The organism is Paenibacillus sp. JNUCC-31, from assembly GCF_014844075.1.
GTDB lineage: Bacteria > Bacillota > Bacilli > Paenibacillales > Paenibacillaceae > Paenibacillus.
The window spans coordinates 6,412,499-6,433,049 of sequence record NZ_CP062165.1 but is presented as its reverse complement, the minus strand read 5'-3'; the positions used below and the strand labels follow the sequence as shown (position 1 = coordinate 6,433,049).

At 48.1% G+C, this 20,551-nt stretch carries 18 protein-coding genes and 1 pseudogene; 11 read left to right on the top strand and 8 right to left on the bottom strand.

Annotation, left to right across the window (positions count from 1 at the left end):
- Positions 1–3: 3 nt before the first annotated feature.
- The 3 genes from JNUCC31_RS28470 to sbnA are packed head-to-tail and all read right to left on the bottom strand — an operon-like array spanning position 4 to position 3,271.
- Positions 4–1,227: a type III PLP-dependent enzyme gene (locus tag JNUCC31_RS28470; protein WP_192266692.1), complete on the bottom strand. Its 1,224-nt coding sequence runs from the start codon at positions 1,225–1,227 to the stop codon at positions 4–6.
- A complete protein-coding gene (gene sbnB, locus JNUCC31_RS28465) occupies positions 1,218–2,237 on the bottom strand; it encodes a 2,3-diaminopropionate biosynthesis protein SbnB (RefSeq protein ID WP_192266691.1) in 1,020 nt (339 codons plus the stop codon). Before sbnB ends, JNUCC31_RS28470 begins: the two co-directional genes overlap by 10 nt.
- 26 nt (positions 2,238–2,263) lie before the next feature.
- Positions 2,264–3,271: a 2,3-diaminopropionate biosynthesis protein SbnA gene (gene sbnA / locus JNUCC31_RS28460; protein WP_323374349.1), complete on the bottom strand. Its 1,008-nt coding sequence runs from the start codon at positions 3,269–3,271 to the stop codon at positions 2,264–2,266.
- Between the two features lie 232 nt (positions 3,272–3,503).
- Between sbnA and JNUCC31_RS28455 the strand changes: the two genes are divergently transcribed.
- Together JNUCC31_RS28455 and JNUCC31_RS28450 are read left to right on the top strand one after the other, a co-directional pair.
- On the top strand, positions 3,504–4,805 hold the full coding sequence (locus tag JNUCC31_RS28455; RefSeq protein WP_192266690.1) for an MFS transporter: 1,302 nt from the start codon (positions 3,504–3,506) through the stop codon (positions 4,803–4,805).
- A 24-nt stretch (positions 4,806–4,829) separates the two neighbouring features.
- Positions 4,830–6,677: an IucA/IucC family protein gene (locus JNUCC31_RS28450; protein ID WP_192266689.1), complete on the top strand. Its 1,848-nt coding sequence runs from the start codon at positions 4,830–4,832 to the stop codon at positions 6,675–6,677.
- A gap of 199 nt (positions 6,678–6,876) precedes the next feature.
- On the opposite strand, the gene JNUCC31_RS28445 is transcribed toward JNUCC31_RS28450, so the two are convergent.
- The 3 genes and pseudogenes from JNUCC31_RS28445 to JNUCC31_RS33605 form a co-directional block, all read right to left on the bottom strand.
- Positions 6,877–7,467 carry a GNAT family N-acetyltransferase gene (locus JNUCC31_RS28445; RefSeq protein WP_192266688.1) on the bottom strand — a complete coding sequence of 197 codons (591 nt, stop codon included), beginning with the start codon at positions 7,465–7,467 and terminating at the stop codon, positions 6,877–6,879.
- Between the two features lie 5 nt (positions 7,468–7,472).
- Positions 7,473–7,920: pseudogene (locus JNUCC31_RS28440) on the bottom strand (RidA family protein).
- A gap of 73 nt (positions 7,921–7,993) precedes the next feature.
- Positions 7,994–8,185: a hypothetical protein gene (locus JNUCC31_RS33605; RefSeq protein WP_228469287.1), complete on the bottom strand. Its 192-nt coding sequence runs from the start codon at positions 8,183–8,185 to the stop codon at positions 7,994–7,996.
- Positions 8,186–8,309: 124 nt separating this feature from the next.
- Between JNUCC31_RS33605 and JNUCC31_RS28435 the strand changes: the two genes are divergently transcribed.
- A complete protein-coding gene (locus tag JNUCC31_RS28435) occupies positions 8,310–8,744 on the top strand; it encodes a hypothetical protein (RefSeq protein ID WP_192266687.1) in 435 nt (144 codons plus the stop codon).
- 70 nt (positions 8,745–8,814) lie between these two features.
- Here JNUCC31_RS28435 and JNUCC31_RS28430 read toward each other — a convergent pair whose 3' ends face one another.
- Entirely contained in the window at positions 8,815–9,699 is an 885-nt protein-coding gene (locus JNUCC31_RS28430; protein ID WP_192266686.1) for an AraC family transcriptional regulator, read from the bottom strand.
- A 124-nt stretch (positions 9,700–9,823) separates the two neighbouring features.
- Here JNUCC31_RS28430 and JNUCC31_RS28425 point away from each other — a divergent pair, with 124 nt between their 5' ends.
- From JNUCC31_RS28425 to JNUCC31_RS28395, 7 genes are all read left to right on the top strand, one after another.
- Positions 9,824–11,113 (top strand): Gfo/Idh/MocA family oxidoreductase, encoded by a 1,290-nt coding sequence (locus JNUCC31_RS28425; RefSeq protein WP_192266685.1) that lies wholly within the window; start codon positions 9,824–9,826, stop codon positions 11,111–11,113.
- A 108-nt stretch (positions 11,114–11,221) separates the two neighbouring features.
- Complete coding sequence (locus JNUCC31_RS28420) at positions 11,222–13,039, top strand: cache domain-containing sensor histidine kinase (RefSeq protein WP_192266684.1); 1,818 nt, start codon at positions 11,222–11,224, stop codon at positions 13,037–13,039.
- Positions 13,011–14,576 carry a response regulator gene (locus tag JNUCC31_RS28415; protein WP_228469286.1) on the top strand — a complete coding sequence of 522 codons (1,566 nt, stop codon included), beginning with the start codon at positions 13,011–13,013 and terminating at the stop codon, positions 14,574–14,576. The genes JNUCC31_RS28420 and JNUCC31_RS28415 overlap by 29 nt, the downstream gene beginning before the upstream one ends.
- A gap of 123 nt (positions 14,577–14,699) precedes the next feature.
- The gene (locus JNUCC31_RS28410; protein ID WP_192273388.1) at positions 14,700–15,614 is read left to right on the top strand and encodes a carbohydrate ABC transporter permease; all 915 of its coding nucleotides are present in this window, start codon (positions 14,700–14,702) and stop codon (positions 15,612–15,614) included.
- 5 nt (positions 15,615–15,619) lie between these two features.
- The gene (locus tag JNUCC31_RS28405) at positions 15,620–16,459 is read left to right on the top strand and encodes a carbohydrate ABC transporter permease (protein ID WP_192266683.1); all 840 of its coding nucleotides are present in this window, start codon (positions 15,620–15,622) and stop codon (positions 16,457–16,459) included.
- Positions 16,460–16,537: 78 nt separating this feature from the next.
- Positions 16,538–17,854, top strand: coding sequence for an ABC transporter substrate-binding protein (locus JNUCC31_RS28400; RefSeq protein ID WP_192266682.1), 1,317 nt, complete (start codon positions 16,538–16,540; stop codon positions 17,852–17,854).
- A gap of 27 nt (positions 17,855–17,881) precedes the next feature.
- Entirely contained in the window at positions 17,882–19,528 is a 1,647-nt protein-coding gene (locus JNUCC31_RS28395; protein ID WP_192266681.1) for an MGH1-like glycoside hydrolase domain-containing protein, read from the top strand.
- 140 nt (positions 19,529–19,668) lie between these two features.
- Here the strand turns inward: JNUCC31_RS28395 and JNUCC31_RS28390 are convergent, their stop codons facing one another.
- Positions 19,669–20,013, bottom strand: coding sequence for a hypothetical protein (locus tag JNUCC31_RS28390; protein ID WP_192266680.1), 345 nt, complete (start codon positions 20,011–20,013; stop codon positions 19,669–19,671).
- Positions 20,014–20,138: 125 nt separating this feature from the next.
- On the opposite strand from JNUCC31_RS28390, the gene JNUCC31_RS28385 reads away from it, so the two are divergent.
- A complete protein-coding gene (locus JNUCC31_RS28385; protein WP_192266679.1) occupies positions 20,139–20,537 on the top strand; it encodes a hypothetical protein in 399 nt (132 codons plus the stop codon).
- The last annotated feature ends 14 nt before the right edge of the window (positions 20,538–20,551 follow it).

Here is a 20,551-nt window from a genome sequence, read left to right as displayed (position 1 = left end):
GTGTTACTGCAAATAAATGTGCTGTGGATGCGGATGACTCAAGAAGTCATGATGTGAGATCGCCCACCCGTAAGCGCCCGCATATTGGAACAGCAAGATGTCTCCTGCCCGAACCCTGCCTGATGTAACATCACTTGCCAAAATATCTTTCGGAGTACATAACTGGCCTGCCACTGTAAAAGCTTCTCCTCTCACCTCAGGTCTGTCATACGGATGCGCCCAGCTCTCCACCTCAATCACTTCGAACGGATGACTGTGCTGCCAGGAAACGGGCAGGCGGAATTGATGCGTACCTCCGCGCACGATGACATATGTTTTGCCGTGGTTGACTTTAACGTCCAGCACCTCGGCTGCATAATACCCGCTCGATGCAGTGAGATAACGCCCGCATTCGAACAACAATGTCGTTTCCGAAGAAAGTTCCTTTTGCAATACCGGTGCGATCCCATTCACAAATGTGTTCCAGTCAAACTGTTGCTCCAGGTGGGCATAATTCACGCCAATTCCTCCACCGGCATTCAAATATCGCAACGTGAACCCATATTGCCTCGCCCAATCCCGTGCGATTGTGCAATAATACTCCACCAGTTTCACATGCTGCTCCGCATCCAGATTGTTCGAAAGGGAGTGAAAATGAAACCCTTCGACCTGAATATGTGGCAAATGCCGGAGCTGATTCATGACTTGTGGCAGCACGACCTCATCGATTCCGAACTGGGTCGGACGACCACCCATCGCCAGTGTCGCTTGCGGCAGTGGACCCTTCAGGTTCATCCGCAGTAATACGGATACCCGAACGTCATTTTGACTGGCAATCTCGTTCAGCTTGTTCAGCTCATGCATGCTCTCCACATGAATAAGCTGCACTTTATGCTCTATCGCTCCCCGGAGCTCGGCTTCCGTCTTGCCTGGTCCACCAAACAGAATCGGAATATCGGCAGAGACTTGTCTCACCTTTACGATCTCGCCCAGAGATGCCACTTCAAAGCCATGAACTACAGGTGCCAGTGCTCGAAGTACCTCTTCTTCCGAGTTGGCTTTGATGGCGTAGAACAACTCACTGGATTCCGGCATGGATTGTACACGCTGACGCACATGAGCCACGAGTGCTGGTACATCCCGGATGTAGGCACATACTGGTTCTGTCAGCTGTTCTTTTAGTGCCATTAGGTGCTCACGCACTCTTGCAGCTTGAGGGATATGCCCTGTTTTCAACTCTACAGCCATAAGCGTGTACCCTTTCCTTGCTCAACGGCTCTTGCATACATCTCTGCCGCACTGGAAATATCCTCAATCGCCATCCCCATCGGGTTCAGCACAATAATTTCATCCTCATGTTCACGTCCTGGCTTTTCCCCAATCAGGATCTCGCCGAGTTCAGCGTGAAGCTGCTCACGGGAGAACTTGCCTTCCAGCACCAGCTGATGAATAATTTTTTTCTCCCGGTTGGATTGATCCCAATCGTCCACGACCACTTTGTCTGCTTGCGTAAATACATCCTTGTGCAAATCCATGATCGAGATGTTGCTGACAAATGTACCTTTGGCAATCCATTCATACGGAATATGCGGGGATGAGGCTACCGTAGCCGTTACAAGTACTTCCGCTTGTCGTACCGCTTGTTCTGACGAATCTTCCACCAGCACTTCAACCTGATCAAAACGCGAACCAATTTCATCGGCAAGCTTGCGGGCCGTATCGGCATTCAGGTCATACAGATGGATGGTGCGAATGGAGTCAAATTGTTCAAGAAGCGAGGTAATCTGCATTCTGGCGATTACCCCGCAGCCGATCACGCTCACCGTACGGAAGCCTTCTTTGGCTAAATATCTTGCCCCGATGGCTGTGACCGCAGCCGTGCGCATTCCGCTAATTACGCTGCCTTCCATCACCGCCAGCGGATAGTTGCTTTCCGGATCATTGAGGATAATAAGAGCGCTCGCACGTTCCTTATGACGCTTGACCGGATTATCATGTTTGCTCCCAATCCACTTGAGACCACTGATCGCTACATCGCCACCCACATACGCAGGCATCGCAATAATGCGATCGGCAATATGGCCACTTTCCTCGTTAATCCGCAGATAAGGCTTCAACGGCTGCACGATATCCCGCTTGGCATGAAGCTCCAGTGCTCGGGTTACCGCTTTGACATAGGGCTCTGAATGCAGCCCTCCCAGATCTATAATATCCTGTTTACTCATATACAAAAGGCTGTGATCCTGAACGGTACTCATATCTGATCGCTCCTCCGAGATAAATTTTATATATTCTTGATCAATTGGCTTGGCGGTAATTGATTGACCCATTGCTCGTCATACACACTATCCAGATAACGTTCTCCACGATCTGCAAAGACTGTGACTACCTTGGTTGAAGGCCGCAAAGTCGGAACCAGCTTCTCCAGTGCAGCAACCAGTGATCCGGAAGAACCTCCTGCAAAAATGCCTTCCCGTTCCAGCAGCTTCTGACAGCCCAGCACGGATTCCCGATCATCCACATGAATCACCTGGTCAATCTCGTTCGGGCTGAATAACTCAGGGACCCGATTGGCGCCGATGCCTGGCAATTCACGCTGACGGGATGGTGTGCCAAAAATGATCGAGCCGACGGCATCAACGGCCACGATCCGCGCATGCGGATTTGCTTCTTTCACGCGGCGGGATATGCCCAGAATGCTTCCTGTCGTACTCACTGCACACACCAGTACGTCAATCTGTCCATCCATTTGCTCCACAATCTCCTGACCTGCCCCATGATAGTGAGCCTGCCAGTTCAAAGGGTTGGCATACTGGTTGATCCAGTAACCTGCCGGGTCCTGACTGGCCAGTTCCTTGACCCTGCGAATGCGGGATTGCAAATAACTTCCGTGTTCGTCAGGTTCAGTCACCATGTCAACCTGTGCCCCGAGGAAGGTTATCATCCTCAGATTCGTCGATGTGATTTTCGGATCAACCACACAGGTGAATTTCAGTCCATATCGTTTGGCGGTTAATGCAAGACCAATTCCCAGATTTCCCGAAGTGCTCTCGATGAGATGTGTATCCGGTTTGATCGTTCCGTCTCGCAGCCCCTGCTCGATAATATATCGTGCAGGTCGGTCTTTCATGCTGCCGCCGGGGTTCATCATTTCCAGCTTGGCATACACCGATGCTCCTGAAGATCCGAACAGGGAATTCAAGCGAACCAGTGGGGTTTGACCGATACAATCGATAATGGAATCCGCAACTTTAAGCGAGCGATCCTTGATTTGCAGGGTACTTTGTTCCACGTGTTTACACCAGCTTTCTGGGCATATTGTTGTCCACTAGCGCCTTGTTGATAATGATTATCATTTTCAAAATTGGACACAGGGCCTATTATGCATATCCTTTTTTTTCCTGTCAACACTAAAATTTTTGGAAAGTTTTTGAATAAATTAAGATTGACATTGAGAATCATTCTTGATAATCTGATCAGCAATTGGTTTCAAATTGCCAAAATCAAGGGGGTGAAGTGAATATATGCTGTCTCAAATGGCATGGAAACAGAGCGTCCGCATTTTGTGGGGTGGACGCTTTCTTTCCAGTGCCGGGCTGACAGGAATCAGCCCTTTTATACCGTACTACATGGAGCATCTGAACGCAGGAACGCCGGAAGAAGTGCTAATGTGGACAGGTCTGTCTGTATCTGCGCCTGCTTTATCCTATGCTCTTCTGACCCCTTTTTGGGGTAAGATCGGAGATCGCTGGAGTCGTAAATGGATGGTTGTCAGAGCGCTGGTTGGACTGGCCCTTAGCATGTTTCTAATGGGCATGGCCCAGACGCCCTTTCAATTCTTTTTGTTCCGTCTCTGTCAGGGGGCTTTCGGTGGCATATCCGATGCGAGCAGTGCATTTGTGGGAACCCATGCCCCTGACCAAAAGCAGGGATCTGCGCTTGGACAGTTAGAGCGGGCATCGGCAGCAGGCCTGCTCGTTGGACCACTGCTTGGAAGCATATGTGTAAACGCATGGGGAAGTCGTCCGCTATTGTTCATTACAGCCTCGTTGACGTTGAGTTTTGCTGTGCTAGCCTCGTTGGTATTAACGGGCGCGACGACGCATCGGACTCGTACGGCCAAGAACAATAATCAAGTATCTCCTGTGGAACAGCACCAGCCTTCGGTGGCTATGTTGAATAACCATGAAAAAAACAGGGACAAAAGCGGAATTATGCATGCCTTCGTTTCGCTGATTACCCATCCCATTGCAAGAAGGTTAGTTATCGCAGGCATTATTTTCAAGCTCGTGGATTTTGCAACGTTTACGATGTTCACCCCTTTTATTCGTGAAATCGTCCCTTCGTCTGGTGCTGCTGCGCTTACGGTCGGGGTTCTGCTCGCAATGTCATCGGTTGGGGAAATGGCTGGCGCATCGTGGTGGGGTAAGCGAAACGACCGATACGCTCCCGAACGCAATCTCCGACTGGCTGGCTTGTTATGTGGTTTGTGCTTGCTTGCACATACGCTGCCATTCGGGGTGGCCTGGCTGCTCGTTGTACGTTTTCTGCAAGGGTTCTTCTACAGTGCCCTATTGCAGACGGTTATGCTCAATGTGCTGAAATCCTCCACCGATCAGAATCGTGGGGTGCGCATCGGAGCGACCAACAGCATGTTAATGGCTGGTCAGATTGCCGGACCGTCCATCGGAGTCCTGATCGGGGGGATCTGGGGAATTCCAGCCGTATTCCTTGTCATGGGAACAGTCATGCTTATCGCTTCGCTTGCTGTGCGCCGCCCAGCGATTCATAAGCGGAAAGCTCCCGTACAACTGCCGCTCCAATAAATTGTGAAAGGATGATAATCAATCATGACCAAGGATAATGTCACCATCGATCGATCCCGGCAGACTTCGTATCCTTCTGCAATTTCCCCAAGCCGGCTTGCCCATCAGGAAACGCTAAGCCGTATGTTGAACGCCTATCTGCGAGAGACCGAGCAGCATGATCCTTATATTCGGCTTGCCACCAATCCAGATCTTTCGCTGGTTATTAAGCTTCCGCGAACAAATCAGAGGATATTTGGCAATCTGCTTCATCGTTCCGCCGCTGGACATCATGTTTATGGCGACAAGTTTCACATCGCAGAATCAGAAGAGGCACAGCCCGATGGCTGGAGAGAGCTTTCTTTTGAACAAATAACGACGCTGTTACTCGATGAAATATCATCCGTGGAACCCAATCTTGATGTCCGCATGTTGAAACGAACAGAGCTGGAACAAATGGTTTACAACAGTTTGGAGCATATGACCTCCTATCTGGAGCATGCGCTGAATTCACCATCTCCTGTAACATTGGATTTTCGCTATCTGGAACAGACACTATTATGCGGTCATCCGTTTCATCCCACTCCGAAAAGTCTGGAGGGTTTCAGTTTTTCGGATTCGCACGCCTATTCCCCAGAATTTGGTGTTAACTTTGCTCTTAATTGTTTTGCCGCAGCACCTGAACTTGTGTTGGAGGATTGGCTGGATACCGTGGATTATGGCAGCGAAGCACCCTGGGTCCCTGCTGAGATGAGCGAAGCGGCCTTGACGCACCTCCCTCCAGAATGCAGACATTACGTCCTCCTCCCTTGTCATCCCTGGCAGGCCGCTTATTTGCGGACACTTGAACCTGTAAAGTCCTTATTACAGCAAGGCAATTTAATTGATCTGGGATCTACCGGACCTGCCGTGTATCCTACCTCATCGGTCCGCACGGTTTGGAATCCGAAGGATAGCTGTTTTTACAAGCTGTCTCTTCATATTCGAATTACAAACTTTATTCGTGAGAATAATGAAGAACAGTTGCTGCGCACGCTGGATGCATCCAGGATTGTACAACAGATTCAGGATCGCTGGACGTCAGAGAAATTTCAAATTTTGCTGGAAAAAGGCTACCGGAGCTTAAAGGTACCGGAGATACCTTCGTCCACTCAGGACGCGCTGATCTCGGGATTTTCCATGATTCTGCGTGAAGCACCCGAGTCAAGCCGCTCTGCTTCAGGGGCGCCTTATGTCGTGGCCTCTCTCATGGAAGTGCTTCCCGGAGAAACCGAACCGCTGTTATTCCGGGCTGTCCAGGAAAGCCTCCAATCATCTTCGTCGCCAGATGATCGTGTACATGATGTGCGGGTGCAAACAGACTGGTATGCATGGCTTCGTCAATATCTGGAGTTGTCCATGGTGCCACTTGTGGAATTGTATGCCCAAACAGGCATTAGTCTGGAAGCTCATGTACAGAATTCCATGCTGCGTCTTGAAGATGGCATGCCTGCCGCTTTTGTGGTTAGGGATCTGGAGGGCATCAGTGTCAATCGAACCTTAGCAGAACAGCAAGGTTGGATCGATCAGGTAGTTGCTGCCAACAGTCCTGTCCTGTATACCGAGGAAGAATCACGTTATCGGTTGAAATATTATTTTTTTGTCAATCACCTCAGTCATGTGGTGCAGCGCCTGGCATATTATACAGGTCAAATGGAGCAACCTTACTGGAAAGTGGTGAGACATACATTAGAGGAGCTTCAAAAAAAGACAACCGAATCCTCGCACATTAACGACGTCATTTGCGATCTGTTGAACGCGGAGACTTTACCCGCCAAAGCCAACTTTCTCAGCCGGTTCCATCAGCGTGGTGAAACGCCGTTATACGTTAACATTCCCAATCCAATGAGGTAAGGAGATTTCTCTTATCTGTGCAAGTTCATTCAGGAGTTCATTCAGCATTACTCCCAAGTCTCCAATTATTCGCATACCAAAAAACGGCCTTGGAGAACAACATACGCTTGTTCTTCAAGAGCCGTTTCCTTCTCTCTATTCATGTTTCGGGCCATTTCCCGATTCATTCTTTGTTTCACTTCTAATCAAAACTGTTTTTTCATTCGAACTCATCGCCTCTTACCTTGGCAAACACCATCAGATCCACCAGCGTACCTGTACTGTCACGACGCATCTTCCGCAATATTCCTTCCAGCGTATACCCTGCCCGCTCAGCCACCTTGGCACTTCGTACATTGCGTGCATCGCAGCGAATTTCCAGCCGGTTTGCCTCCAGATAAGTTATTGCAAAGTGCTCAATGCCTCTGACTGCTTCTGTCATGAGACCCTCACCAGCACGCGAAGTTCTAATCCAGTAACCGATCTCGAAACAGCGTGCATTCCAGTCTATTCGATGCAGTCCGCTGCTACCTACGAATTCATCCGTAAATCTGTCACGTAAATGAAGCATCATGTCGGTACGCTCCAGAAATTGCAGTCTGGCTTTGCGAACAGTCGCTTCCGATTCCTCCAATGAAGGTATGTTCTCGGCAAAAGGCAGCCACAAACGCAATTGTTCCGCACTTTCCCGGATTGCTTCATTCACTGCCGCTCCATCTCCCCACCTCGGGGCACGAATGGTCAATCGCGGTGTATCAAAGCTTTCGGGAAAGGACAGCATTAACGGATTAATTGAAGCCGAATTGGTCATGCAATCTACTCCTCCACCTGGAATATGGAGTCAATGATAAGCGGCAAGTTATCCCTCACGGATACAGCACCAAATACCGAGCGGGCGTGCACACCCTGTTCTCCGAACACATCCAGCATCAGATCTGAGAAACCGTTTAACACTTTATGGTGCTCCTCATACGAGGCCGTAGCATTGATGAACCCCTGCACCTTGACCACCCGCTTCACCCGATCCAGCGAACCTAGCACTTCCTGAACGACAGCCAATACCTCGAATGGCAGCATTTCGGGCAAAATCATATCCCTGCTCTGTTGTAAACTCCTCCCCGAGTTTGCCACGCTCTCGCGTATCGGGCCCTTTACCGGACACATACATGATTCCGTTAACAATCACCGCATTGGCATACTTCGCCGCAGGCGCACTTGCCTGAGGTAACACAATGCCCAATTTGTCTAATCTGGTCTGTATCATCGGCTTCCCCCTTATGTAGAAAAATGTCCTTACAAGCTAAGATTATAAATCTATGAATTTATTCCCAATTTGGTTAAATCTCAATATACTCCCGTTCCTCTTGAACCGCAAGATGCAAAATCGCTTGAATCGGGATTTCCCTTCTATTGCAGCTGACAAGCCGTTTACATAGCGAATGATCTGGAGCAATTGGAAAGGAAATCGTCTGATCCTTGATCAGCCGGGGAAACGGAAGGATGATGAGATAACCCGGTTTAAACAACATGGTCCATGACGTAAGAACCCCCTTTCTTCCTGTATTTGGATATAGATGTAGAGCACCCTTGTATGTTACTATATAGAACTCCATTCTCAAATTGGAAATGACTAATACATAAAAAGGACACAACATGAGTACAAAAACACGACATATTATTCTGATTTTATTCACGATCATTCTGATTATTGCATCTATCTTTTTCCACAAGTATCGTGAACTCAAACATCGCATCGAGTCTTCTGCTGACTTCTCTTACCGCAGTGTAATCCTGGAAAGTATCCATTATAAAAAAGAGCTGGATCGATATATCAAAAGCAACAAAACAACAGATGAAACAAATCTGAGTGTTTATACGAACAATATCAAGAACGCTTTCGATTATTATGGGCTCATTACGAATATGGTCGATGGCACGGCAGAAAGGTTATATCTGGAGAGAAGTGATCTCTTCCATCAGTACTGGTACATGGTTCCTCCAGACTATGCAAAACTATCATTGAAAGAACTCCAAAAGGTAAGTGACAAAACAAACATCATTATTAAGGAACTCCAGCGATTAAAATAAACATGATAAGGCTTGTTCCATATCCATTTTTATACCTATAACTATACCTATTTCTATATAGCAGCCCACCCTATTTCAGCACTCCCATCGAGCCTGTTTCTCTATACTCCTGCCGATATGTCCGCGGTGACACCTGAACCGTCCGCTTGAACATTTTCCCGAAATGTGAAAAATTGCTGAATCCCGCTCGCAGGGCGATCTCCGTTACGGAATCCTCGGTTTCACGCAGCAAGCGCTGCGCCTCCTTCACCCGAAGCAGGTTGAGGTAATCGCTGAACGTGAAACCAGTGGTTTGTCTGAACAAACGACTGAGATAATGAGGGCTGATTCGAAACAATGCAGCAACCTTAGACAACGATATAGCCTGCTGATAGTTATCGTTGAGATAACGTACCACCGCCTGTGCCTTGGGGTGCAGAACCGGCTCACTATCAGCCGAGTGGATAGTGCCCAAATGTTGATTACGATAAGCAAACAGCAGTAATTCAACGGATCGGTGACGCAGCAGCAGACTGCTTCCAGCTCTGGTATGGACCATCTCATCAATCATTTCACTGACCATTCGGCCCGCAGTTTCACTTACCTGTGAAGGAAGGCTCAAAATGGGATTATCCCAGCCGAATGGCTCCTTTAGCCCCTCAGCGAGCTCAGGTGAGATGGCCAATTGGGTGAACAGCTCCGGCTTGATATACAGAACAATCCGATCATGGTCAGGTCTACCACTCTCCATCGTTTTATGAACGGTATTTCGATCGATGAATACGAAATCTCCGGCTTGGACCCGGTAGGTTCGGTCCTTTATGAAGTATATCCGCTCACCTGATAGCAGGTAGTACAGCTCGTAATGGTCGTGCAGATGGTCATCGGTCATGGAGAAATAACCAATGCGACGATCATATTCAATATTCAAATATCCGGTGGGATCATTGTAATCTGCCCGAAATGTCTGAGTCATGCCGCTGCCCCCTTTGCTTGAATTATAGCAAAATAAGCGGTATTTGAAAGCGATTACGCACAAAAAGCGGCGAAAGAAGTTCTCTCTTGTTATACTCTAGATCTATATTCAAGGAGGCGATAGAATGGGTAACAAAAAACGCTACGTATTGGTCGGAACAGGCGGCCGTGCTGAATTTTTCTATGGAGCATTAGCCCAAAATTTCAGAGAAACATCCGAACTCGCAGCTTTTTGTGATATTAACCAGACCCGCATGAATTACGCCAATCAGCTGCTGAGGGAAAAATATAAATACAATGAGGTCCCTACCTATACTGCAGATCAGTTCGACCAGATGATTGAGAACGAGAAGCCGGACTTCGTCATTGTTACCAGCATTGACCGCACCCACCATAAATACATCATTCGGGCAATGGAGCTTGGTTGTGATGTTGTGACCGAGAAGCCGATGACCATCGATGAGCACAAATGTCAGGATATTCTAGATGCTGTCAAGCGGACTGGACAAAATATACGCGTCACCTTTAACTACCGTTACGCACCGCACCATACCAAGATACGGGAACTGATTCAGAATGACACCATCGGGAAAGTGACTTCGGTCCACTTCGAATGGCTGCTGAATACCCGTCACGGTGCAGATTACTTCCGCCGGTGGCACCGGGACAAGCGCAATAGTGGCGGACTGCTCGTACACAAATCCACCCATCACTTTGACTTGGTCAATTTCTGGATCGGTTCGCAGCCTGAGACCGTTTTCGCATTCGGTGATCTCATGTATTATGGTCGAGAGAACGCGGAGGAACGAGGCATAACGCAGTTTTACACTCGTGCAACCGGCAACCCGCTTGCGCAAGAGGACCCTTTTGCCCTGCATCTGGATTCGGATGCACATCTCAAAGCCATGTATCTGGATGCTGAGCCGGAAGACGGCTACCAGCGAGATCAAAGCGTATTCGGAGATGGCATCAACATCGAGGATACGATGGGCGTTCTTGTCCAGTATCAGAACAAAGCCATTTTGACCTATTCACTTGTTGCATACCAGCCGTGGGAAGGGTATCGCATCGCCATTAACGGTACCAAAGGCCGGATCGAAATGAACATTGTGGAACAATCCTACGTTAATTCGCTGGGTGACAAAAACCTAGAAGGTGCATTGATTGGGAAAACACTGCGAGTCCTTCCGATGTTTGATGCCCCCTATGAGGTTCAAGTCGAGGAAAAAGAAGGTGGACATGGCGGAGGCGATCCTGTACTTCTGAATGATCTGTTTGGAGAGCCTGCGGAAGATCCATACCACCGCGCTGCCAACCAATTGGATGGAGCAAGATCTATCCTGACCGGAATTGCAGCCAATCGCGCCATCGCAACTGGATTGCCTGTTCGCATCAACAATCTGGTCCGTTTCTAGGAACGAAGACCGCTCCAACCTCACATAATTCAAAGGCTGCGTTTATTACGCAGTCTTTTTTTCCATTGGAACAACGGTCTTGAAGCCTATTCGATTAAGGAGGTACCCATGTTTTTCTCATTAAAAAGCCGCTTGATTGCCTTTATCGTTGTGCTCTTCGTTCTCTGTTTTGGCACGCTCTCCTTCCTACTCTTTAAGGAGTCACGTACCGTAATCCGCTCTTACATTGAATCCTCTGCTCTTGAGAAGATGGAGGAATACGGCTCCTATGTCGATATGGTTCAAATGCAGATCTATGATGCAGCCTCTCTTGTTTTCAACAGCGATATCGCCAAGAACTGGGATAACGCGATGAGTGACCCCAACCTTCCTGAAGGGGAAAAGATGCTTGTCAATCTGGCGATGAGCCGATTTCTAACCCAGGCTACGAACAGCTACACCAGTATCTCCGATGTATCCATCTATCGACGAAATGGGCTGCGGATTGGCAGTGAGAATCAAGTAGCGACTGACCCTCTCTTTTTGCAAGAATCATGGTACAAAAACTTCTTCATCTCTGGAAACCACTGGCTGCCAGCACATACCGATCAACATGAAAACATAAGGGATCACGGCAATCCGGTAGTCAGTCTGCTGATGCCCCTCGGGACCTTTCACCATGCTACAGCCCAGAATGTAATGAAAATTAATGTCAGCGAATCTTACTTTCTCGAACCGCTTAATCGAATCCATCTGGCCGAGAGCAGCACTATGTTTCTACTGGGCGAACAAGGAAGCCCTATCCTTTCCCAGCAGACCAATCAGCTTGGTGCCGGAGCTTTAGCAGAAATCGATCACATTCGAAACAACTCGCTCAAATCGGGTGTGGTGTACCTGAACAACGATGAAGGACAGCGTGACATTCTGGTATACAAAAAGTTGGGGCGTACGGGCTGGATGCTGGCTGGTCTGGCACCGGAAAAAGAGCTGTATTCCTCACTTCATAAGCTCCAAAGTACCATTCTGGTGGTCACCATTGTTCTAATTATCGTCTCTTTGTTGGCCGCTGCATGGCTCTCTTATGGCGTCACCAAACCTTTAACTCGACTGGTACTAGCCATGAGACAGGTACAGCGCGGTGCATTCGATCAGGCAGAGTCCCTTCTTCCCCCGGACAAAAATGTAAAAAGTGAAGTCAGTTACGTCATCTCCACTTTCCGCTACATGATCAGCCGATTACGTAAGCATATCCAGAACGAGTTCGAGTTGAAGCTGCTCCGCCAGCAAGCGGAGTATAAAGCGCTGCTCATGCAGATTAATCCCCATTTTATGTTTAATACACTGGAACTGGTCAGCAGTCTCGCTATGCAGCGCCGAACAGATGATACGGTACAGGTTATTGAGGACCTGGGCAAAATGATGCGATTCTCCATGAATACAAGTGACGACAGAGTAGAGCTTACAGAGGAACTGACTTATATCCGCCACTATATCTCCATTCTGCAAACCCGTTTCGGTCATAAGCTGGACATTACTCTTACACAGGAAGGCAGGATGAATTCCCTGGTCATCATCAAATTTATTCTTCAGCCGCTGATTGAGAATGCCGTCAAATACAGCTTCCAGCATAAGACGACAGCAGAGGTACACATCCGGATCTCCAGACGAAATAACCGCCTTCATTTCAACATTTCAGACAATGGGCCCGGGATTCCAACCGAAATCATCCAGAAAATTCATGATCCTGTTGAACCATCTCAGCTGGAACCTTTATTGCGAAGCCAAAGCTGGCACATTGGACTCGGAAATGTGGTTGCACGCTGCCGTTTGCATTACGGTGCCCTGTTTGCGATTCAGATCAAGAACGGAGAACAAAACGGCACAAGTATGGAACTGATTCTACCCGCACAGGAGGAATATGATGTACAACGTATTGATCGCAGATGACGAGATCGAAGTTCGAGAAGGACTGAAATTGAAAGTGAACTGGAAAGAACTAGGCTTTGTCATTTCAGGTGAAGCGGCAAACGGCATCGAAGCCGAAGAGCTTCTGAAAGCTGAACATTTTGACTTGTTAATTACAGACATGAACATGCCTGTCATGGATGGCGTGCAATTGCTGGACATTTGCCGAAGTCTTAATCCTTCCATTCAGATTATGATCATCACTGGATATGAAGATTTCCACTATGCCAGAGCAGGTGTGCGCAGCCAGGCCATGGACTATTTGCTGAAGCCTGTAACCCGGGTTGAATTGAAAACCACTTTAAATAAAATCAAAGATGAGTTGGATAAAAAGAAACAGCTGCACGGCGATTCCGAAAGGATACAATGGCGTCTCTCCCAGTATTACAAAGAAATGAAGCAACGTTTCCTGCTTGATCTGGTTAGGGGACATCGCCACCCACCTTCTTCACTGCCAGAGCGAATACGGCTGTTTCATCTGGAATACTGGCAGGATCACAGCGTCTGTTTCATCACCGCTGGCATACGAGACTCCGGTATACAAACTGCATCAGTGGGGCGTGTTCCCGAAACGCTCCACCTTCCCTTCGAGCTGCTTTGTTACGAGATGGCCCAGTCCTATCCTGATAACGTGCAAGTGTTCCATGACGGAGCCCACCCTGGAATTATGCATTTCATAACATTGGAAGGTATTCAGCACGAATTTGCTCAGCAGATCACAGCACAGACCCGCTCTGTCTTAACGATGGATGTACAAGTTGGATTGGGATTGTCTGTGTCTGGGTTTGAGCGCTGGAAAGAAGGCTATATTCATTCCCTATTGGCATGGAACTCTGCTGGACGCAAAGGTGCACAGGATCATGTGCCCGTTGTAGATCATAGTCCATTACTGCCAGAGGAAACCAACCGCATGCTGCATCGTTGCCTCATTCGTGGAGAGCTGGATTCCTTCCGCAGCGTGATTCGAAAGGAGCTTGCTGACTCATTTCGGATATCCACTTCCCATATGATCCGAAGCCTTTTTCAAATTTCATTATTGTTCGAACAGGAATCCTCGTGGATTTCCCCGGAATGGGTGCTTTGGCTAAAGACTCCAGACCAGGCAGAACTATTGCTGATGCATTGGGCGGAAGATTTCGTGAAGCAACAGCAGCCAGCCGAGGTTGGAGAACATACGGTCATTGAATCAGCCAAACAATATATCGAGGAAAATTACATGCTGGAACTGACATTAACTTCGTTAGCTGAGCAATATAACTACAACTCTACCTATTTTTCAGAGATATTCAAAGAAGCTGCCGGCATCTCATTTATTCAATATGTAACCGAGGTGCGAATGAAACATGCCGTACGTTTACTGAAGGAAACCCAACTAACCGTTTGGGATGTTACAGAGCTGACAGGCTTCCGTTCCCCAAGCTATTTCAGTTCAAAATTCAAAAAAATGTTCAACATAAGTCCTTCAGATTATCGTTTGCTGCATTCCGAAAAAATTGATAATCATGATCCGAAGAAATGAGATTCCGGCTTCTCCGCCTCCCCTGTATGATGAATTTACCAAGAGAATCGCCGCATTTATTGTAAGCGGATTCAAATTTGGGGTGATCACGAATTCACATCCAATCCTGAAGGGAGGCCTATGATGAGAAAGCTGTCCAAACCGTTATACGGCCAGCAGAATGTAACAGCCTATTTGTTTCTGCTGCCCTGGCTCATCGGACTTTTCTGTCTGACACTCGGACCGATGGTTGCGTCGTTCTACCTGTCCTTGACAAAATTTAATTTGTTATCATCACCAACGTGGACGGGGCTCAGCAACTATGTCCAGATTTTTACCGAAGACGATACCTTTCGCAGATCTTTGGGGCTAACGTTTTATTATGTATTTCTATCCGTTCCGCTTAGGCTTGCCTTTGCCCTGCTAGTGGCAATGGCGCTGAACAAAGGGATTCGTGGGCTCGGCTTATACCGGACCGTGTATTACATCCCTTCCCTACTGGGAGGCAGCGTCGCTATTGCGATCGTCTGGCGTCAGATTTTCGAAGGAAGCGGCTTGGTCAATCAGTTTCTGAGCTGGTTCGGAATCACCGGACCCGCCTGGATTGCCCATCCCGATTATGTGGTCTATACGATCATCACACTCTCTGTATGGCAATTTGGTTCGGCCATGGTTATTTTCCTGGCTGGCCTAAAGCAAATTCCAGCCGATTTATATGAAGCTTCGGACGTAGACGGGGCCGGAAAGGTACGCCAATTCTTTGGCATCACACTCCCGATGCTCTCTCCTGTTATTTTTTTCAACCTGATCATGAGCATGATCAATTCGTTTCAAGCCTTTACACCCGCTTATGTTATCGGGGATGGACGCGGAGGCCCGCTCGACGCCACCATGTTCTATACCTTGTACCTGTATCTGAAAGGCTTCTCGTTCTTTGATATGGGTTATGCTTCCGCTCTGGCGTGGATCATGCTGGTCATTATCGGGGTATTCACCGCAATTGTCTTTCTCACCTCGAAATTCTGGGTGTTCTACGGCGACAATCAGGAAGGGAGATAGTACACATGCCACTAAAGCGACGTTTGGTTCAAGCCGGGAGGCATGCCGCCATTATCCTCTTCGGTCTACTGATGTTGTATCCGGTGTTATGGTTAATTCTCAGTTCGTTTAAACCAAATCATCTCATCTTCACGAGTAGCAGCCTGATTCCAACCAGCTTCACTCTTGATCATTTTGTGAATGGGTGGAAAGGATTGCAAGGGTTGTCGTTTGGCCGCTTCTTCGGCAACTCGGCACTGATCTCCGTCATGAGTGTGTTGGGAAATGTGATTTCTTGTTCCCTTGCAGCCTACGCCTTTTCCAGATTGAAGTTCAAGTTCAAAGGCCTGTGGTTCAGCATTATGCTGGTCACCATCATGCTTCCTTACCATGTAACCTTGGTACCTCAGTACATTCTGTATAACGAGCTGCATTGGATTAATACGTATTTCCCGCTCATTCTACCCAAGTGGCTGGCACAGGATTCCTTCTTCATTCTGCTCATGGTTCAATTCATCCGTGGTATCCCACGGGAGCTGGACGAGAGCGCAACCATTGACGGTTGCGGGCAATCGCAGATTTTTTTCAGAATCGTGGTGCCCCTTCTCGTTCCTGCCCTGATCACAACAGCGATCTTCACCTTTATCTGGAGCTGGGATGACTTCTTTAGCCAGATGATCTACCTGAGCAAAATTGATCTGTTTACCGTACAGCTTGGGATTCGGTCGTTGTTCGATCCATCGGGACAATCGGATTGGGGCGCACTGCTCGCCATGTCCACGCTGTCTCTGCTGCCTGTGACCATTATCTTTCTGGTATTTCAGCGTTATTTTCTTGAGGGGATTGCAACGACTGGCCTGAAGTGATTACGAAAATACGTACAGACGCAATAAACGTACAACAGATATTATGTTTTTCATTATCCATCGTCAGGGGGATTTCTCATGTTCAAACGATTAATGATCACTGTTATAGCTTCACTCCTGTTATTGGTGACTGCCTGCTCTGGAACGGATCATACCGGTGCTGATAAGCAGACAGGAACGAAGACCGCTGAAGGCGGGCAAGTCGAATTGCGCATGATGTGGTGGGGCGATCAAAAACGGGCAGATATTACGAATGAAGCCCTGAAGGTTTTTCAGGAGAAACATCCGAATATTAAAATTGTAGGTGAGTTTGCGCCTTCCTCCGGATATTTTGACAAGTTGAATACACAGTTGGCATCGGGCACGGCACCGGATATTTTCTTCCTTGGGGGTAATGTGGTTGACTACGCCAAGAAGGATGTGCTTTTGAACCTGGACCCTTATGTCGGTAATGAACTGAATCTGGACGGCATGGATGCCACCATGGTTGAGTATGGGCGTCTTGATGGAAAGCTGCAGCATATTTCCGCTGGTGCAAATGCACGGGGCATTGTCGTTAATCAGGCGCTGTTCGATCAAGCGGGAATCCCTTTGCCCGCTTCGGATTGGACTTGGGAAGATTATGCTGCAATCAGCAAAGAGCTGTCCGACAAACTCGGGAAGGGCTATTATGGAACCTATAATTTCACGGTTGACGGTATGGACATCTTTTTGAAACAACGCGGCAAACAGCTGTATGATATGAAGAACGGCACGCTTGGATTTGCAAAAGAAGACATTTTGGAATGGTTCACTTACTGGGAGCAGGCTTCCAAATCCGGAGGTGTGGTCACGCCTGAATTGCAGGTTTCCAATCCACCGGATGATACGAGTAAATCCTTGCTTATTACGGGCAAGGCGGCTATGAGCCTGCTTCCTTCGAATCAATTGGCTGCTTTCCAGAGTCTCACGGAAGATAAGTTAATTCTTTTGCCTGTACCAAGGGGTCCAAAAGGAACTGGGGTTGTATTTGAATCCAGTCAGGGGTTGTCCGGTTATGCGAATACCAAACATGCAAAAGAAGTCGCGATCCTGATGGATTTCTGGATTAATGATCCGGATGCAGCCAAAATTCTCGGCAACGACCGCGGCGTGCCCGTTACGGAAGCCAACCGCAATCTGCTTCAGCAAGAAGCGGGACCTGTTGAGGAGATTGTATATAATTACACCAGCTTTGTATCTGAAGCTACGAAAACGGAGCCTTTTGACGTGAGCTATAATCCTCCGGGATTCGCTGAATTCTCCAAGTTGGCCCAGACAACCAATCAGGAAATCGGCTTTGGCCGAAAAAGTGTGGAGCAAGCCGTGACGGACTTCTATAATGGCACCGTGCGAATCTTTGAATCCAATCAATAAATAACCGCTAGCTATAAGGAGGTCGACATGACAGAAGCCCTGCTGAACAAGCTGCGTCAGATCTCGATCCACGATCATGTGCAGCCAGGTAAACCGGAAGATCAAAAGTTAATACAGGAATGGCAGGCGTCGGGTGTTCGATTCGCGGCATCCGGCGGACGACTGGAAGCGACTTATTATTCCGCATTGGAGAAGTTACTGAATTGCATTGTGCCCTTGGACGGCAGTGAGCCCATTCTTCAGGAAGGTGGCATCTATCTGGGCTGCTGGCTGGAGAGTACCGGCACCATTAATGCCCAGCTGCTGTCACGTCTGATTCCTTCTGTATCGGAAACAACCTACCTGGCTTTTGCCCAACACCAAAGAGAAGATGGGTTGCTGCCTTATAAGCTAACGGAGAACGCCCCTTCCTTCCGCCAGATTCAGCTCGTTACACCCTTGGCACGAAGCGTATGGAATCACTACCAGCTTCATGGAAAGAACCGAGCCTTCCTGAAGACCATGTACAAAGCCATGGTACGCTATGACGAATGGATTGCAACGTATCGCAATACCCGAGGGACCGGCTGTGTGGAGGCTTTTAGCACCTTTGATACTGGGCATGATCTGTCCCCCCGCTTCTGGCATGTTCCGGATACACCATATAAGAATGATGCCGCATCGTATCATCCGGACTCTCCTGTTCTGCCTTTTTTGGCACCAGACTTAACCGCCAATATCTATTGCCAGCGCAAGTACTTATCACGTATGGCCGAGGAGCTCGGAGAGTCCGGTGAAGAGTGGAAAGCAAAAGCGGAAACCAGTCTGGAAAGTCTTTTCCGTTACTGTTATGACGAAGAAGACATGTTCTTCTACGATCGGGATCGCAATGACGAATTGGTCAGGGTACAGTCCGATGTGCTGCTGCGTGTGATGGCCTGCGAGGTGGGCGACCGTGAATGTTTTGATAACATGCTGCGCCGGTATTTGCTGAACACAAGCAAGTTTTTTGCCAAATACCCGTTTACCTCCATATCGATGGATGATTCACGGTTCGATCCATTTTCTTCTTATAACAGCTGGGGTGGAGCGTCCAACTTCCTGAGTCTGATCCGTGCACCGCATGCCTTTGAATATCACCATCGCTATGTGGAATTGACCTGGGTACTGCAACCCATCTTGTCTTCCTTCTCCAAAGCAAAGCGTTTTGCGCAGGCTTTAAGCCCATGGACCGGGGAGGAGGGTTTTACCGAAAACTATTCCCCCTCCATTCTTTGCCTGCTGGATTATGTGGAACGGTTATGTGGGATCATGCCGGTTGGGTCGGACCAACTGTGGTTTACCGGTCTTCTCCCCATCGACATGGATCATGGCGAAGAAGTCACAGGTCATACGGCGTATAGCCGCACGGTGAACGGGGTGCATTTTGAATTGGTGAACACACCAGAACGGGTAATGGTATATCAGGGTGGTAACGTTCTAATGGAAGGGCCAGCAGGAATTCGGCTAATAACCGATCGGAGCGGACATTTGAATGGCATCATCGGAATGAGCGTACGCACCATTGAAGGGGAACTCACGTATCTGGGAGAGACCATTCCAATCCGAATCAAAGGAAATGAAATGCAAAGATATTCAGACGGAGTGTTAAAAACAGAGCGGGATATCGGTATGATCTTTCCCTCCTATCGTTAGCACAAAAAGCGCAAGCTGCCGGGAAAGAACCCTTGCACTTGCGCTTTTTTATTTCATACCCTGAAGATCTATCAGTAAGGAAGGAATACCCATGTTGATTGGCAACTACGACCTTTTGCAGACCCGAATGAATCCACCTGCTATGCTTTACGTTCCCACGCAGGGTGGCGATAGAATTCAATCGTATCAATATAGTTTACCGTGTATTTCTGCTCAACCTCAGACAGTTCCAGCAGCTTTCGATCGATTTGTTTCAACCCCATGACCACATCATGCCGAAGCAGGTCCATTGCAATTTTGCCTACGAAGCCGCCTTCCATCTCTTGATGTTTATTCCGAAATTCTTCGTTATATATAAGTTCCGGTGTAAACGAAGCTTCAACAAATGCATTGACGAGCGTAAGCTCATTACCTTCCATCTGTACTGCGATATAATAATTGCCACGCTCATCCCGAACGAGGTCTTTATACATTTCCACGATCAAACGGATCACTCCCCATATCTTAAGTTGTAAACGGGTTATACATAATGAACATGGGCGCCAATTTGCTCACCTCTTGATCTCGTCCATTCATATAGTAGGTATAAATGGCGAACGGAGGAGTACTTATGAACTGGCACCAGCTTCATACAGGAAAAACACTACAACAGCGCCTGAGCGAATTACAGGGGCATCTGGCCGAATTGAATGCCCCGCTGTCCGGTTTGGAGCCGGGAATAATCAGCAAAGTATACCCACGCAACTTCATCAAAGTGAATCGGCAATTATTCGTTCCACTTAGTCTAAATTCCATTCGTGTATTCGATATCCCCCGAACACGACGGGGCATACGGGTGGGCATTCGTACCATTTTCCCTTCCCGGAATGCATTTAACAATATACGCCTTGTCGGTGTAGGAGTGGATTACCTTGAATTGCAGGGAAAAGGTAAATTCTCCTCCCGTATTCTCTTCCCTCTAACACGGGTCGAATCGATTTATCGCCCAACGAACCATAAAAAGAAATAGCTTGGATAAGACAT

Excerpts from the sequence above, each read along its gene's own strand:
- JNUCC31_RS28430 (WP_192266686.1), bottom strand. The coding sequence starts at position 9,699 with ATGACTCAGACATTTCGGGCAGATTACAATGATCCCACCGGATATTTG.
- JNUCC31_RS28410 (WP_192273388.1), top strand. The coding sequence starts at position 14,700 with ATGAGAAAGCTGTCCAAACCGTTATACGGCCAGCAGAATGTAACAGCC.
- JNUCC31_RS28395 (WP_192266681.1), top strand. The coding sequence starts at position 17,882 with ATGACAGAAGCCCTGCTGAACAAGCTGCGTCAGATCTCGATCCACGAT.
- JNUCC31_RS28385 (WP_192266679.1), top strand. The coding sequence starts at position 20,139 with ATGAACTGGCACCAGCTTCATACAGGAAAAACACTACAACAGCGCCTG.
- JNUCC31_RS28400 (WP_192266682.1), top strand. The coding sequence starts at position 16,538 with ATGTTCAAACGATTAATGATCACTGTTATAGCTTCACTCCTGTTATTG.
- JNUCC31_RS28455 (WP_192266690.1), top strand. The coding sequence starts at position 3,504 with ATGCTGTCTCAAATGGCATGGAAACAGAGCGTCCGCATTTTGTGGGGT.
- JNUCC31_RS28450 (WP_192266689.1), top strand. The coding sequence starts at position 4,830 with ATGACCAAGGATAATGTCACCATCGATCGATCCCGGCAGACTTCGTAT.
- JNUCC31_RS33605 (WP_228469287.1), bottom strand. The coding sequence starts at position 8,185 with ATGTTGTTTAAACCGGGTTATCTCATCATCCTTCCGTTTCCCCGGCTG.
- JNUCC31_RS28435 (WP_192266687.1), top strand. The coding sequence starts at position 8,310 with ATGAGTACAAAAACACGACATATTATTCTGATTTTATTCACGATCATT.
- JNUCC31_RS28425 (WP_192266685.1), top strand. The coding sequence starts at position 9,824 with ATGGGTAACAAAAAACGCTACGTATTGGTCGGAACAGGCGGCCGTGCT.
- JNUCC31_RS28470 (WP_192266692.1), bottom strand. The coding sequence starts at position 1,227 with ATGGCTGTAGAGTTGAAAACAGGGCATATCCCTCAAGCTGCAAGAGTG.
- JNUCC31_RS28445 (WP_192266688.1), bottom strand. The coding sequence starts at position 7,467 with ATGACCAATTCGGCTTCAATTAATCCGTTAATGCTGTCCTTTCCCGAA.
- JNUCC31_RS28415 (WP_228469286.1), top strand. The coding sequence starts at position 13,011 with ATGATGTACAACGTATTGATCGCAGATGACGAGATCGAAGTTCGAGAA.
- sbnB (WP_192266691.1), bottom strand. The coding sequence starts at position 2,237 with ATGAGTACCGTTCAGGATCACAGCCTTTTGTATATGAGTAAACAGGAT.
- JNUCC31_RS28420 (WP_192266684.1), top strand. The coding sequence starts at position 11,222 with ATGTTTTTCTCATTAAAAAGCCGCTTGATTGCCTTTATCGTTGTGCTC.
- JNUCC31_RS28405 (WP_192266683.1), top strand. The coding sequence starts at position 15,620 with ATGCCACTAAAGCGACGTTTGGTTCAAGCCGGGAGGCATGCCGCCATT.